Origin of the sequence: Streptomyces sp. NPDC055243 (assembly GCF_044544025.1) — a bacterium.
Classification (GTDB): Bacteria; Actinomycetota; Actinomycetes; order Streptomycetales; family Streptomycetaceae; genus Streptomyces.
On sequence record NZ_JBITWR010000002.1, the window covers coordinates 461,455 to 475,382 of the forward strand.

The 13,928-nt window shown below is 69.8% G+C and carries 18 protein-coding genes; 8 read left to right on the top strand and 10 right to left on the bottom strand.

The features are described 5' to 3' along the window. Nucleotides 1-57 precede the first annotated feature (57 nt). From ACIGXX_RS06910 to ACIGXX_RS06945, 8 genes are all read right to left on the bottom strand, one after another. On the bottom strand, nt 58-762 hold the full coding sequence (locus tag ACIGXX_RS06910; protein ID WP_399973416.1) for an HGGxSTG domain-containing protein: 705 nt from the start codon (nt 760-762) through the stop codon (nt 58-60). Between the two features lie 294 nt (nt 763-1,056). Continuing rightward, a complete protein-coding gene (locus tag ACIGXX_RS06915) occupies nt 1,057-3,105 on the bottom strand; it encodes a bifunctional DNA primase/polymerase (protein ID WP_356538292.1) in 2,049 nt (682 codons plus the stop codon). Then, nucleotides 3,102-3,290 carry a hypothetical protein gene (locus ACIGXX_RS06920; protein WP_356538293.1) on the bottom strand — a complete coding sequence of 63 codons (189 nt, stop codon included), beginning with the start codon at nt 3,288-3,290 and terminating at the stop codon, nt 3,102-3,104. Before ACIGXX_RS06920 ends, ACIGXX_RS06915 begins: the two co-directional genes overlap by 4 nt. A gap of 192 nt (nt 3,291-3,482) precedes the next feature. After that, nucleotides 3,483-3,677, bottom strand: coding sequence for a hypothetical protein (locus ACIGXX_RS06925; RefSeq protein ID WP_356538294.1), 195 nt, complete (start codon nt 3,675-3,677; stop codon nt 3,483-3,485). Then, complete coding sequence (locus ACIGXX_RS06930; protein ID WP_356538295.1) at nt 3,674-3,829, bottom strand: hypothetical protein; 156 nt, start codon at nt 3,827-3,829, stop codon at nt 3,674-3,676. Before ACIGXX_RS06930 ends, ACIGXX_RS06925 begins: the two co-directional genes overlap by 4 nt. Further along, complete coding sequence (locus tag ACIGXX_RS06935; RefSeq protein WP_356538296.1) at nt 3,826-4,194, bottom strand: hypothetical protein; 369 nt, start codon at nt 4,192-4,194, stop codon at nt 3,826-3,828. Before ACIGXX_RS06935 ends, ACIGXX_RS06930 begins: the two co-directional genes overlap by 4 nt. A 2-nt stretch (nt 4,195-4,196) precedes the next feature. Next, the gene (locus tag ACIGXX_RS06940) at nt 4,197-4,403 is read right to left on the bottom strand and encodes a hypothetical protein (protein ID WP_356538297.1); all 207 of its coding nucleotides are present in this window, start codon (nt 4,401-4,403) and stop codon (nt 4,197-4,199) included. 1 nt (nt 4,404) lies between these two features. Then, nucleotides 4,405-4,674 carry a DNA-binding protein gene (locus ACIGXX_RS06945; protein WP_356538298.1) on the bottom strand — a complete coding sequence of 90 codons (270 nt, stop codon included), beginning with the start codon at nt 4,672-4,674 and terminating at the stop codon, nt 4,405-4,407. A 276-nt stretch (nt 4,675-4,950) separates the two neighbouring features. Here ACIGXX_RS06945 and ACIGXX_RS06950 point away from each other — a divergent pair, with 276 nt between their 5' ends. The 5 genes from ACIGXX_RS06950 to ACIGXX_RS06970 are packed head-to-tail and all read left to right on the top strand — an operon-like array spanning nt 4,951 to nt 9,313. Continuing rightward, the gene (locus ACIGXX_RS06950) at nt 4,951-5,310 is read left to right on the top strand and encodes a helix-turn-helix transcriptional regulator (RefSeq protein ID WP_356538299.1); all 360 of its coding nucleotides are present in this window, start codon (nt 4,951-4,953) and stop codon (nt 5,308-5,310) included. Between the two features lie 2 nt (nt 5,311-5,312). After that, nucleotides 5,313-6,494 (top strand): tyrosine-type recombinase/integrase, encoded by a 1,182-nt coding sequence (locus tag ACIGXX_RS06955; RefSeq protein WP_356538300.1) that lies wholly within the window; start codon nt 5,313-5,315, stop codon nt 6,492-6,494. A 41-nt stretch (nt 6,495-6,535) separates the two neighbouring features. After that, entirely contained in the window at nt 6,536-7,822 is a 1,287-nt protein-coding gene (gene pcaC, locus ACIGXX_RS06960) for a 4-carboxymuconolactone decarboxylase (RefSeq protein ID WP_399974340.1), read from the top strand. Nucleotides 7,823-7,855: 33 nt separating this feature from the next. Then, entirely contained in the window at nt 7,856-8,488 is a 633-nt protein-coding gene (locus ACIGXX_RS06965) for an MBL fold metallo-hydrolase (protein WP_351159374.1), read from the top strand. Nucleotides 8,489-8,533: 45 nt separating this feature from the next. Beyond that, nucleotides 8,534-9,313: an exodeoxyribonuclease III gene (locus tag ACIGXX_RS06970; RefSeq protein ID WP_351158945.1), complete on the top strand. Its 780-nt coding sequence runs from the start codon at nt 8,534-8,536 to the stop codon at nt 9,311-9,313. Nucleotides 9,314-9,400: 87 nt separating this feature from the next. Here the strand turns inward: ACIGXX_RS06970 and ACIGXX_RS06975 are convergent, their stop codons facing one another. Further along, the gene (locus ACIGXX_RS06975) at nt 9,401-11,200 is read right to left on the bottom strand and encodes an SGNH/GDSL hydrolase family protein (RefSeq protein ID WP_351158948.1); all 1,800 of its coding nucleotides are present in this window, start codon (nt 11,198-11,200) and stop codon (nt 9,401-9,403) included. Nucleotides 11,201-11,342: 142 nt separating this feature from the next. Continuing rightward, complete coding sequence (locus ACIGXX_RS06980) at nt 11,343-11,474, bottom strand: hypothetical protein (protein ID WP_351158950.1); 132 nt, start codon at nt 11,472-11,474, stop codon at nt 11,343-11,345. 226 nt (nt 11,475-11,700) lie between these two features. On the opposite strand from ACIGXX_RS06980, the gene ACIGXX_RS06985 reads away from it, so the two are divergent. The 3 genes from ACIGXX_RS06985 (at nt 11,701) to ACIGXX_RS06995 (ending at nt 13,928) form a co-directional block, all read left to right on the top strand. Beyond that, complete coding sequence (locus ACIGXX_RS06985; protein WP_351158953.1) at nt 11,701-12,141, top strand: DUF6278 family protein; 441 nt, start codon at nt 11,701-11,703, stop codon at nt 12,139-12,141. Between the two features lie 121 nt (nt 12,142-12,262). After that, nucleotides 12,263-13,006, top strand: coding sequence for an amino acid ABC transporter ATP-binding protein (locus ACIGXX_RS06990; RefSeq protein WP_351158956.1), 744 nt, complete (start codon nt 12,263-12,265; stop codon nt 13,004-13,006). 16 nt (nt 13,007-13,022) lie between these two features. Then, on the top strand, nt 13,023-13,928 hold the full coding sequence (locus tag ACIGXX_RS06995; protein WP_351158958.1) for a glutamate ABC transporter substrate-binding protein: 906 nt from the start codon (nt 13,023-13,025) through the stop codon (nt 13,926-13,928).

The window sequence follows — 13,928 nt, forward strand, 5'->3', positions numbered from 1 at the left end:
GGCCTGCGTTTACACGACAGGAAGCCGCAGCTCTCACAGGCTGCGGCTTCCTGGTGTTCAGGTGGCGGGCAGTTCGGGCCGCCCTTCGGTGGCCATGCCCCGCAGGAGACCGGCCATCACGTCCGGCACCCGGCGCCGCTGCTCCGCCGTCAGCTCCAGGGCGTCCAGCGCCCGGTTCATCGCCTCGAACATGATCTTCGTCTGGACCTCAGCCAGCGTCACCAGGCGCTCGTCCACGCCCATGCGCGCGGCCACCTCGCACATACGCACGAGGCGGTCCCGCTCGGCGCTGTAGAGCTTCAGCCACCCGTGCGTCTGCGCCTGGTACGTCTCGTCCACGCCGGGGAACTCCGTGGCCCCCTTCTCCGTACGGGACGCCAGACCCCAGATCAGCGCCTCGCCCTCGGTCTCCTGCACCCGCTCCAGCAGCCACGCCACATGGCCGGACGCCTGCTGAATGAGCCGGGCCATCACCACGGCGGGGTCCTCGGCCGGGCCGATCTCCCCGAAGGTGGTGCCCCATTCGGCCATCGCCAGGCGGCGCGCGGCGGCGGCCTTGGACCGGGGCGTGGCCCCACCGTGGTTGCGGCATCGGGTCGCCCCCTCCACGGGCCACTTCTGGCAGCGCCCGCCGTTCCGGGTCTTGGCCCCGCACCGGCCGTCACCGCCCGTCTGCGGCCCGGTCCCGCCACCACCGGAGGCACGGACCGTTCCACGGGATGCGGACGCCTGACGGCCCTTCATGGGATTGCTCGCATTCATGTGATCTTGCTCCTTCGAGTCTCTGTGTCGGTCACTTCTGCCGGGGCCGGGCTACCTCTTCCCCCGGGGCCCTTACAGGCCCCCGGGGAGTGGGAAGAGGTGGGGATGCCCCTCTTCCGGGAAGAGGTGGGAAGAGGTGGGAAGAGGTAACGCCCAAAACGCTCTGACCTGGTCAGATTCCCGTCTTCACCTCTTCCCGGATCTTGGGAAGAGGTAGGCCGTGCGGGGGCCTCTCCACCTCTTCCCGCACCTCTTCCCGGATCTTGGTCGCGGGAAGAGGTGAAACGGCCCCCATCACGGCCCCTCGGGGAAGACCTGCTGCCCTTCCGCGAGGACCAGGTTCGGCCGGTTCTTCGGCACGCCTTCCAGCTCCGCCAGCGCCCCGGACTCCAGCAGGTTGCGCACCGCCACACCCACCGTGGCGTCCTTCTTGTTGATCGCCTTGGCGATCGTGGACCGGGACCACGGCCCCGGGTCCTTCTGGAGCAGTGCCAGGATCAGCCGCTCCGTGGCGCCGGTCGCCTGCTTCAGCGCCGGGTCCTTCGGCTCCCGAGTGATGGCCGTCTCCACCGGGCCGGGCTTCCCGGCGCCCTGCGGCACGTACGTCACGTACGCGGTCACCGAGCCGACCGCACCGGCACCGGCCGGGTTGTCCTTCCGGAGCCACAGCTCCGAGACGCCGGTCTCTTCCACGGACAGCTTCGTGCGGCACTTGATCTCGTACAGCGCGCCCTGCGTGGCGAGGAACTTCCGCTTCGATCCGGCTTGCCGCTCAGTGTTCTCGTGGCCTACGTGGTCGATGTAGACCCCGCATGCCCCGTGCACTGTGAACGGCGCGAAGTACGCGGCGAACGCGGCGTCCACGCCCTCGGAATCGTTCACCTTCTGCCCGAGAGCGCCGATGGACGGCGTGAGTGCGTCCAGCGTCACCAGGGCCGCCGACGACACCAGGTCGGGGGCCAACTGCTCGCCCTGCTGCCGGGTGCGCAGCACCACGAAGCGGTCCCGGATGGCGTCGGGCTTGGCCCCGGCCCACAGGAGGCGCTGGACCAGGGCCCGCTGCGCGTTCTGGTCGAACTCCCAGTGGATGACCAGGCCCCCGGCGTTCAGGACGCGCGCCTGAACACTCACCATGAGCACGGACTTACCGGCGGAGCCGTCGCCGTAGACCCCGTTCACGGAGCCCTCGTAGAACAGGCCCCGGTCGGCGTCCGCGAACTCCCCGACGGTCGGCCGGACCTCCCAGTCACCGGCCAGCACGGCGTCCAGGGCGTCCGCCACGGACTCCACGGCCGTGGCCTGCTCCCGCTCCTGCGTGAACCGGTACCGGGCTTCCTGCTCGGCACGCAGAGCCAGCAGCCGCTTCTGGACGAGCGCTTCGTGAGCCTCCGCCTCGTCCTGCGGGTGCTTGGCGGCCTCCGTCTCCCACACGGACCGGAGGGTCTTCGCCAGCCGGTCTTCCGGGTGCGGCTCGGCGGACGTGGTGTTGGCGGCGCGCACCATGTCCGAGTACCAGGACCAGCCGCGCGGCGGGGCGAACTTCCAGGCGTCGCCCGCGTAGTGCCCGGCCACGGTCGCCACCCAGTCGTTCGAGCTGCGGTAGGGGTCATCGGCCGGAAGAGACAGCAGGTCGGAGAGCTGAGACCCCGGTGGCCGGCCAGCTACCACGCTGCCATCCGTACCGGGCCGCGCCGTGCGGGCCAGATTCGCCACCCAGCCAGGCAACGGCGCCGGTTCGGCGTCGTGGACGACCGTGTAAACGCCGTCCGTCTTGGACCCCGGGACCATGACGTATGCGCCCGGCCCGGTCTTGAAGTCGACCGCCTCACCGAGGGTGTTCGAGTAGCCGTCCGCCTTCCCGCCGGACTCCCCGAAGGGGAGCCGGAAGACCATCTGGCGGCCCCCGCGCCCCGTCCGGTACGTCAGGGTGCCCGGGGTGTCCTGATCGGCGCTCAGCGCCGCCCAGGTGGCCTCCCCGGGCTTGCCCTCGGCCACGTCCACATCCACCACCGCGCGGCTGGTGAGCGTCTGCCCCAGGTTCAGCCGGTCGTGCTGGCCCCACTTGATCCACCACGTGTGGATCTCGTCCGGGTCGGTGGTGGCGCCCTTCGAGCCGTGGTCGTTGCGCGGGTGCTTGCCCGGCGACTTGCAGCCGTAGTTGCCGCAGGTGCACCCGTCCACGGTGACACGGTGACACGGGAAGACCTTGACGCCCTCGGCCGCGAGCGCCAGGGCCGCCGCCAGCAGGCCGTCCGGGTCCGCCAGGACGCCGTTCCCGGCGTCGGTGGACTCCGTTTCCACCGGCGGGAGTTCGGGGCGCTCAGTGCCATTGAAGAGCTTCACGACGGCATCCCCTCGGTGGTGGGACGCACGGCGATGACCACGGTCAGATGGGTCACGGTCTGGCCGGTCGCGGAGGCGACCGCGCGGAAGGCGTCAAGGTTGGCCCGCAGGGCGTCCCGCTCCAGCTCATCATCCGTCTTGGACGGTTTCCAGTGGCGCCCCTCATGAGCGCTGGACTTGATCATTTCGATCCCCTTGAAATTCCCAGATTTGATCTTGAGCGCCGCGTCGGTGGGGATCGTCGGGAGTTCCGGGACCAGGCGAGAGGGGCGTTACCCTGGAAGGGCAGCACCGGTCTCTTAGCGGCGGTCCGGTCAGCGCTTTGTCAGTCGGAGCGGTGCCCCCTTGGGTTGGGCACCGCTTCGGCGTTTCTCGGGTCAGGACAGCGGCAGGATTGCGCAGTGCTGCGCGTGTTCCTGAGCCACCTCCAGGGCGCCTTCTTCAGCGCGGCCGTGGCCGCACCCCGAGCAGTGCCAGCGCGGGCCCTCCGCGCCCTCGGTGACGGTGACCCGGGCGTTCGTGTGGACGGCGCGGAACTCCGTCGGGTGCAGGGTGGTCTGATGCTCCGTCATGCTGCTGCATCTCCGGGTGCGTTGAAGGAGACGGCCAGGCACTCCCGGCCGCCCTGGACGGCCACACGGCCCCCGTAGCGAGTCCCGTAGCCGTTCGGGTCCTCGGGCTGCTTGGGGCCGCTCACGGAGCCGTCCACGGGTATGAAGGTCACTGCGCACCCCCGGCCGCGCGGCACTCGCCCGCGTGCTTATTGGCGTGCTCGCGGGCGCGGTCGTCCCAGCCGTAGCCGAACTCGCGCCGCTCACCGCAGCCGTAGCAGTAGGTGTACGACTCCTCGCCCTCGGCCGTGCGAGCGGTCGTCACCAGAGAGCCGCCCACGGTGCAGTACTGCTTGCCGATGTGGTCGCCGCGCTCCGGCTTCAGGGAGACCTCGCGGTCATCGGCCGCGTTGGACAGGTCCACCTGCCAATCGGCGTCGATCGCGTCGTACATCTCGGCGTCCGTGATGTTCGCCAGGGGGCCCTGCTGTGCGGGGGCCGCTACGATCCGGCCGTCGCCATCAGTCGCGTAGTTCATGTTCAGCTCCAGTGTTCGTGCGGCAGGTTGCCGCCGGTTGTGGTGGAACGGCACTGCGCCGCGTGGGTGCGTGCCGCGTCTTCGCCGTCGCCCCGTGCGGTGCAGGCGGAGCACGCCCAGACGCGTTCGCGGGTGTCCGGGTGCGTGCTGCTCTCCACCCGGCCGCCGCCGTCGGCGGTCAGGTAGTGCCGGGAGGTCAGGGCCGCCACGTCAGGCCGCCACGAGCGCGGACGGGGCGGGTGGCTGCGGGTCGGGCTCGCCACGCAGGACACGAACGAGCGACGCGGTGACAACCACGACACGGCCCTTGCCGAAGCGGATTACCTTCGCAGGGAATTCATGGCGCTTGATCATTGCGTATGCCTGCGAAGTCGAGCACCCGAGAACGAGGGCGGCGTCAGGCACGTTGGTGTGCGGCGGCCAGGTTCCCTCAATCTCCGCGAGGGTCGGAATCTTCTGGGTCTCCGAAGTGATCGGCATTTTTCGTCCTTGGGGTCGAAGTGAATCCGTTTCGTTCGCCTAGGTCTATATGGTGGCATGGCCTGAGGGATGCTCGCAGGCTTCTGACCTGCGCGAATGCTACTATGCTGCCAGGCATTAGGGGTCATAACGGGCGTTGGTAGCTTGGTAGCTCATCATTGATCTGCGGCTTTTCCGGGGCCTGTATGAACGCACGAACTTTTCTTGGGTGCGGATTTGCGGCGAGCGTTTAAACAGCGTCTATGCTCAGTCGGCATAAGTCGTTACATTGCTACCATGCAACCAACACGACAGCCCCTCGGGGACACCACGCAGCACGTAGCCCGCATAGTCCGCGACCTGCGGGAACGCCAGGGCATCAGCACCACGGTTATGGCGGAGCGCCTGAGCACGCTCGGGCGTCGCATCTCGCAGTCCGGCGTGACCCGCCTGGAGACCGGCCAACGGCAGATCACTGTGGACGACTTGACCGCGCTCGCGGCGATCCTCGGAGTCCGGCCCGCCTCACTGCTGCCGTCCGGCGCTCCGGCGGACCCGTGCGCGGACGGCGAGCACGCCTACGACTCCCGCGAGATCAGCGGCCCCGGTCCCCGCGTCTGCAACGACTGCGGCCACATCGAGGACCTGGAGGTCTGACCATGCCCGACCCGATCAAGAAACTGCCACCCAACGCGAAAGGGCAGACCCGCTATCGCTTCGTGGTGGACGCAGGTATGGACCCCGCCACGGGGAAGCGCAAGCAACTCCGGCGCACGTTCGACACCTTGAAGGAGGCGAAGGCGGAGTATGCCCGCATCACCAGCAAGCGTCACGAGGGGACGTTCGTCGCGCCCAACAAGATCACCGTGGACGAGTGGCTGGACCAGTGGCTCACGATGAAGGCTGAAGACCTGGAGTCCACGACCGTCTACAACTACCGCGTGACCCTGGACCGCGTGCGCGGGAGGCTCGGGTACATCCGGCTTCAGGAACTCACCGAGGATCACGTAGACGAATGGATGCGGTGGGCGCTCCAGGAAGGCCGGGCGCGCGGTGGTAAGGCCGGTACGGGCCTTGGGGTGACCTCCGTGGACATGAGCCTGGCGCGGCTGAAGGACGCCCTGAACCGGGCCGTGACGCGCCGTCTGGTGACCGTGAACGTGGCCAGCGAGGTGCACATCCCGCTGAAGGCCAGGAAGGCGGAGCGCAAGACGAAGGCGGTCGTGCAGCCGTGGAACGCCACGGAGGTGGGCGCGTTCATCGGCGCGATGAAGGGGGATCGCCTGTACGCGCCCCTGCTGCTCTCCCTGATGGGTCTGCGCCCTGCGGAGGTGTGCGGGCTGCGGTGGTCGGACATCGACCTGGAAGCGGCCACGCTCAGCATCGCCAACACGCGGACCCTGATGGGCAATCGCACGGTGGTGGAGAAAGACACAAAGAGTATGGCTGGCGAACGCGTGCTGCCGCTCCCGGCGCTTGTGCGTGAGGCACTGAAGGCGTTCAGGGCGCGGCAAGCGAAGGAGCGCCTGGCGGCAGGTGAAGGCTACGAGGGGACGGGCTACGTGCTCGTAGATGAACTCGGTGCGGCACTGAACGGTCGGCAGCTCCGGGTGCGGGCTTACAAGATTATGGACGAAAACGGCCTTCGCAGGGTCCGTCTGTACGATGCTCGGGCGTCGTGCTTGACCTACCTAGCGAACAATGGGGTGCCGGATCACCTACTCGCCCTGTGGGCCGGGCACACCAACGTGAAGACGACCAAGAAGTGGTACGTGAAGCCAGACGTGGCGGACCTGCTTCCAGCAGCGGAGGCATGGGGAGGTCTCGCGGGGGGTGTGTGACAGTTCGTGACAGATGAAGGTGTGGACCCGTGACCGAAGCCATGATCAATACGCTGCAATATCGCTTTGACGGGCCAGAAGACGCCCCAGTCCTGATCTTGGGACCATCCCTCGGTACTACATGGCACATGTGGGACCGGCAGGTTCCCGAGCTGGTCAAGCAGTGGCGGGTGTTCCGCTTCGACATGCCCGGACACGGCGGTTCCCCCGCGCACCCCTGCGGCTCCGTCGGCGAGCTCTCCGAGCGGCTTCTCGCCACGCTCGACGAGGTCGGCGTGCAGCGCTTCGGGTACGCGGGCTGCGCCTTCGGCGGCGCGATCGGCGCCGAGCTCGCCCTGCGGCACCCGCAGCGCGTGGCGTCCCTGGCGCTGATATCCGCGTCGCCCCGCTTCGGCAGCGCCGACGAGTTCCGCCAGCGCGGGGTGATCGTGCGGAGCAACGGTCTCGATCCCATCGCGCGCACGTCCCCCGAGCGCTGGTTCACGCCCGGCTTCGCCGCCGCGCAGCCCGCCATCACCGACTGGGCCGTACAGATGGTGCGGACGACCGACCCGGGCTGCTACATCGCCGCCTGCGAGGCCCTCGCCGCCTTCGACGTGCGCGCCGAGCTGAACCGGATCGGCGTGCCCACCCTCGTCCTGGTCGGCTCGGAGGACCAGGTCACCGGGCAGGGCGAGGCCCGCACCCTCGTCGCGGGGATACCGGACGCCCGCCTGGCCGTGGTGCCTGGCGCGTCCCACCTCGCTCCCGTCGAGCAGCCCGCGGCCGTCACGGACCTTCTCGTACGCCACTTCTCCACCGCCTGGCAGATCGCGCCCGACGCCACCGGCACGCACGCCGCGATCAGCGCGGTGCCCGTCAAGCCGGTGCTCGCCCCGCCGCCGCCCGTCTTCCCCGTCGCGGAGATCGGGCCCATGGAGCAGCCCGAGGCGGTGGGCGGCGGACGCCCCGACCCGTACGAAGCGGGGATCAAGGTCCGCCGCGAGGTGCTCGGCGACGCGCACGTGGACCGCGCGCTCGCCGCGGCCGACGACTTCTCGGGGGACTTCCAGGAGCTCATCACGCGCTACGCGTGGGGCGAGGTCTGGAACCGCCCCGGCCTCGACCGGCGCTCCCGCAGCTGCGTCACCCTCACCGCGCTCGTCGCCGGCGGCCACCTCGACGAGCTGGCCTTCCACACCCGAGCGGCCCTGCGCAACGGCCTCACCCCGCAGGAGATCAAGGAAGTGCTCCTCCAGGCGGCCGTCTACTGCGGCGTGCCCGCGGCGAACTCCGCCTTCAAGGTGGCCCAGGCCGTGATCCGTGAGGAAACCACGCCCCAGGAGTAGCAGGATGGGGGCATGACGACTGCCGCGAAGCGCATCAAGCTCACGAAGAAGACACACGCCTGTGTCCGCCTGGAGCGGGACGGCCTCAGTCTCGTCATCGACCCCGGCGCCTTCAGCGAACAGGACGCGGCGCTCGGCGCCGACGCGATCCTCGTCACGCACGAGCACCCCGACCACTTCAGCGAGGACCGGCTGCGCGCCGGCATGGAGGCCAACCCGGCCGCCGAGATCTGGACCCTGCGCTCCGTCGCGGAGAAGATCTCGGCCGCCTTCCCGGGGCGGGTGCACACCGTCGGGCACGGCGACACGTTCACGGCCGCCGGGTTCGACGTACAGGTGCACGGCGAGCTGCACGCCGTGATCCACCCGGACATCCCGCGGATCACCAACGTCGGCTATCTGGTGGACGGTTCCGTCTTCCACCCGGGCGACGCGCTGACCGTGCCCGAGCAGCCGGTGGACACGCTGATGCTGCCGGTGATGGCGCCCTGGAGCAAGATCTCCGAGGTCATCGACTACGTACGCGAGATCAAGCCGCAGCGTGCCTACGACATCCACGACGCGCTGCTCACGGACCTGGCCCGGCCGATCTACGACGCGCAGATCGGGGCGCTCGGCGGCGCCGAGCACCTGCGGCTCACCCCGGGAGAGTCCGCCGACCTCTGACCGGCGGGCCGGGCACTGTCAGTGGCGCCCGGTAGGTTGTGAAGCATGCGCATTGCCACCTGGAACGTGAACTCGATCACCGCTCGGCTGCCGAGGCTCCTCGCCTGGCTGGAGAGCAGCGGTACGGATGTGCTGTGCATCCAGGAGACCAAGACCACCGCCGAGGGCTTCCCCGCGGCCGAGCTGCGCGAGCTGGGCTACGAGTCGGCGGTGAACGCGACGGGCCGGTGGAACGGCGTCGCGCTGGTCTCCCGCGTAGGCCTCGAAGACGTGACGGTCGGCCTGCCCGGCGGCCCCGAGTACGACGGCGTCCAGGAGCCCCGCGCGATCTCCGCGACCTGCGGCTCCGCGCGCGTCTGGTCGGTGTACGTGCCCAACGGCCGCGAGGTGGACCACGCGCACTTCGCGTACAAGCTGCAGTGGTTCGAGGCGCTGAAGGCTTCCGTCGCCGCCGACGCGGCGGGCGCCCGGCCCTTCGCGGTCCTCGGTGACTTCAATGTGGCCCCGACCGACGCGGACGTGTGGGACCCCGCCCTGTTCGAGGGCGCCACGCACGTGACCCCCGCCGAGCGCGCGGCGCTGGCCGCGCTGCGCGAGGCGGGCCTCTCGGACGTCGTGCCCCGCCCCCTGAAGTACGACCACCCGTTCACGTACTGGGACTACCGCCAGCTCGGCTTCCCCAAGAACAAGGGCATGCGGATCGACTTGGTGTACGGGAACGAGGCTTTCACGAAGGCGGTGACGGACTCGTACGTCGACCGCGAGGAGCGCAAGGGCAAGGGCGCGTCCGACCACGCGCCGGTCGTGGTGGACCTGGAGCTGTAGCGCTCCGCCGGGTGCGGGGTGATGGACCTGCGGGCCGGTGGGGGCCGGCCGCGCAGTTCCCCGCGCCCCTTACGGGCCCCTCAGGAATCACTCCGGGACCAGCGCCCCCAGATCCACCGAGTCCGCGATCGCGGCGAGCCCCGCGTCCCCCGGATGCAGATGGTCCCCGCTGTCGTACGCGGCCAGCATCCGCGCCGGATCGGCCGGATCCCGCAGCACCGCGTCGAAGTCCAGGACGGCGTCGAAGTCGCCGCCCGCCCGCAGGTAGTCGTTGACCTTCATCCGCTCGGCATCCGCCGCGGCCGTGCACAGGGTCTCGCCCCGGCAGGGCGCGATCGTCGCGGCCACCACGCGCAGGCCTCGCGCGTGCGCCCGCTCGGCGATCTCCCGCATACCGGCGATCACTTGATCCGCCGACGCGCCCCAGCGGACGTCGTTGACGCCTTCGAAGAGCACGACCGTACGGGCCGACGTCTGGGCGAACACGTCACGGTCCAGGCGGTGCAGCGCGCTCACGCCGCCCGTGTCGGTGGAGACCCCGTCGCCGGGATAGCGGTCCGCGATCACGCGGTTCGCCGAGATCCCCTGGTTCAGCACCCCGAAGCGCGGCACCTCGTCCTGCCGGAGCAGCCGCGTCGCGAGGACGTTGGGCCAGCGGTGGTTCGCGTCCTGCGTCGACTTCACGCCGTCCGTGATGGAGTCGCCGAGCAGCACCACGGAGCCGGGACCGCCGCCCACGTCGACCCCGGTGAGCAGCGGCCAGGTCGTGATCGTCGAGGTGTACGCCGCCGGGGAGCCGTCTGCCGCGTGGTCGCCGGGGCCGCTCACGTACGAGCGCTGTATGGCCTGGCTGTGGACGGGCGCGGTCGTCACCGTCTCGGGGAGGTGGAAGCTCACCAGGAGGTTCGTGTCCTCGGGCACGTCGAAGTCCAGCGGGTCACTGAACGCCTGGGTACCCGCCGGGACTTGGGTGCCGGTCTTGCCCCGGAACGACAGCCGCCGCGGCTCGCCCCGCGCCCCCGCGCCGGACTCCTGCACCGCCACCGTCGCGCTGCCGATCCGCACCGGCGCGGAGGCGAAGGTGTTGTCGAGCCGGATCCGCACCCGCGGCCCGCCCGTGCTCGTGTGGACGACGAGCCGCACCGTCCGGTCGGCCCACGGGCCCACCGCCGTGTACCCGGCCGTCGACGCCGACCAGCTGCCGGTCCACCCCTTCGCGGGCTGCCGCACGGAGAGCGCGAAGACGTGCAGATCCGGGGCGCCCGGGTCCTTGGGCAGGGTCACCGAAGCGATCTCGCGCCCGCGCGCCACCGGCACGGTCACCACGTACAGCCGTGTCTTCTCGGCGAGTTGGCCGCCGGGGGTGTTCAGATGCGGCAGCGCGACCGCCTTCGTGGCGAGCGGACCAGAGCGCCAGTCCGGTGCCGTCAGGCGGTACGTCCCCTTCGATCCGTCCCGGTAGCGCACCGTGCCCGCGCCGCTGGCCTCGCCGCCCGTGCCCGCGACCAGGAACGCCAGCGCGTCCCCGCGCCCGCGCACCCGCACGGACTGCCCGTCGGCCCGGACGTTGTCCGCCTCGCCCGCGCCCGTGCGGGGCAGCGTGAGCCGCGCCCCGTCCACGGCGAGCGAGCGGCCCGGGGTCCAGCCCGCCGCCGTCAGGTCCTGGGCCGAGAGCGAGCCGCCCGAGGCGTCGAAGTCCGCGTCGCCGGGGCGCGCGTCGTCACTGACCGCCCTGTTGTCGAAGAGCCGCTCCAGGGGGAGCGGCTCGGGTCTGTGCGGGGCGGCCTGCGCCGTCGCCACGGGGGCGACGCCGGCGAGTACCGCGAGTACGGCGGCCGATCCCCAGATACGTGAGATACGCGAGGCACGCGAGCTGCGTGGGCGCACACCAGACCCCTCCCCTTGGCTGAAGCTGACGTGACGACAGGTGCGCCATGAAGCTAAGGAGGTCAGGGGGAAGCGTCAATGAGGTGCGCGTGAACACGACCCGAACTCGCCGGGATGCCGGAATCCGCCGGGTGGCGCCCCGTCAGATGTCCGTGCGGACGCCGATGCCGTCGAGCACACAGTCCAGGCCCGACTGGAGCTTGGCCCGCGGGTCGCCGAAGATGCCGCCGGCGCCGGAGCTGCGCCGGAACGTGGGGTAGCGGCCGGTGTTCATCAGTCAGGTGCACTCCGGGGCACCTCGGTGCAGGCGCGGCCGTACATAGGCGTTGACCGATCCGCGAAGTGCCGCTGCGGACAGCCGAAGAGACCGTCGGCGATTCACCGACGCGTATCGCCGGTTCGCCGACGCGTCGGGCGCACTCGGATGATTCCGTGATCAACTGACGCAAGTTACATTCGTTGGACCGGGGAGCAGAGGCACCCTCACGGAGAGGCCGATCATGAACATCTCCTTCTTCGGCAAGTGGCGCAAGCAGCAGGCCGCCGACCGAAGCCCAGGACTCGCCTCGGCGTTCGACGCGGATCCGGCCGGGGTGGCCGAACTCCTCGCCGAATGCGAGCTGCTGCGCTCCCAGGCAGCCACCGCGGGGCTCGAACTCGACGACTCCCCGGCCTCGTTGACCGCACTCGACCAGCTCCTGCCGCGCTGGCGCGACGACCCCGAGATGCTGCCGTGGCTGGGCAACGACGCGGGCCTGTACCTGGGTTCGGTCATCGTCCGTACGGTGCCCGGCGCCACCTGGCACGTCCTGCCCGGCGGCAGCCCCGTCGTGCAGCTCGCGTCGGGGCGCGAGATCCAGGTGGTGGAGGCGGGGCTCGACTGGGCGGTGACGGGTGCTCCCGAGCTGTCCCAGGTCTACGCGGAGGCGTCGGAAGCGTAGCCGCGGGATGACGTAACTGGAAATACGGTTAATGCCCATACGTGCGTGTCGTCCAGTAAGTCCCGTTTTCGCGTAGATAGTTTGCGCGGACCGAGACCGCCGAGAGTGGGCAGGGCAGGGCATGGCCGTCGATCCGCTGATCGAGCTGCGTGATGTGAACAAGTACTACGGGGAGCTGCATGTCCTCCAGGACATCAACCTCACCGTCGGCAAGGGGGAGGTGGTCGTGGTCATCGGCCCGTCAGGGTCGGGGAAATCAACGCTCTGCAGGACGATCAACCGGCTGGAGACGATCCAGTCGGGAGCCATCGCACTGGACGGGCAGCCGCTTCCGGAAGAGGGCAAGGCGCTGGCCACACTCCGTGCCGACGTGGGCATGGTGTTCCAGTCCTTCAACCTCTTCGCCCACAAGACCGTGCTGCAGAACGTCTCCCTCGCGCCGGTGAAGGTGCGGGGCAAGAAGAAGGACGACGCCACGCGGCGCTCCCGCGAGCTCCTGGAGCGGGTGGGCCTCTCGACCCAGGCCGACAAGTACCCGGCGCAGCTCTCGGGCGGCCAGCAGCAGCGTGTGGCCATCGCACGCGCGCTCGCCATGGAGCCCAAGGTGATGCTCTTCGACGAGCCGACCTCGGCCCTCGACCCCGAGATGATCAATGAAGTGCTCGAGGTCATGCAGGGCCTCGCCCGCGACGGCATGACCATGGTCGTCGTCACCCATGAGATGGGCTTCGCCCGTTCGGCCGCCAACCGTGTCGTCTTCATGGACGCCGGCCGCATCGTCGAGGACCGCGCCCCGGAGGACTTCTTCAGCAACCCGGAGAGCGACCGGGCCAAGGACTTCCTCTCCAAGATCCTCAAGCACTGACGGGGGGACAGCCATGATGCGTACGACACGTCTGCTCGCGGCGCTCGTCCTCGCCGCCTGCGCCGCCACCGCCTGCGGCAAGGAGGGCAGCCCCCCGGTGAAGGGGCCGCAGCCCGACGAACTGCCCAAGTACCAGGTGGCGAAGGGTTTCACGCTGCCGGGCTCCGGCACCTGGAAGAAGGCCAAGAGGCGCGGTCACCTCGTCGTCGGGGCCAAGGAGGACCAGCCCTTCCTCGGCGAGAAGAACCCCGCCACCGGGACGTACTCCGGCTTCGACATCGAGATCGCCAAGATGGTCTCGGCCTCGCTCGGCTTCGAACCGAAGTCGATCCGGTTCAAGACGATCGCCTCGGCGAACCGCGAGACCGCCCTGCAGAACGGGCAGATCGACTACTACGTCGGCACCTACACCATCAACGACCTCCGCAAGAAGCTCGTCGGCTTCGGCGGCCCCTACTACATGGCGGGCCAGGGCCTGCTGGTGCGCTCCGACGAGGACGACATCAAGGGGCCGCGGGACCTGGACGGCAAGAAGGTCTGCTCGGCCGCCGGGTCGACCCCCTACCAGCGCATCCAGAAGGACTACCCGAAGGCGACGCTCGTCGCGTACGACACGTACTCGGTCTGCGTCGACAACCTGCTGACCTATCAGGTCGACGCCGTCACCACCGACGACGCCATCCTCATCGGGTACGCGGCCAAGGTGCCCGACGAGCTCAAGGTGGTCGGCAAGCCGTTCTCGAAGGAGCCCTACGGCATCGGCGTCCCCAAGGGCGACAACACCCTGCGGTTCGCCGTCGACGACGCGCTCGCCGCCCGGGAGAAGAACGGCGACTGGAAGAAGGCCTACGACGCCACCCTGGGCCTCTCCGGAGTCCCGGCGCCGAAGCCGCCCGCCATCGACCGCTACCCGGCGAGCTGA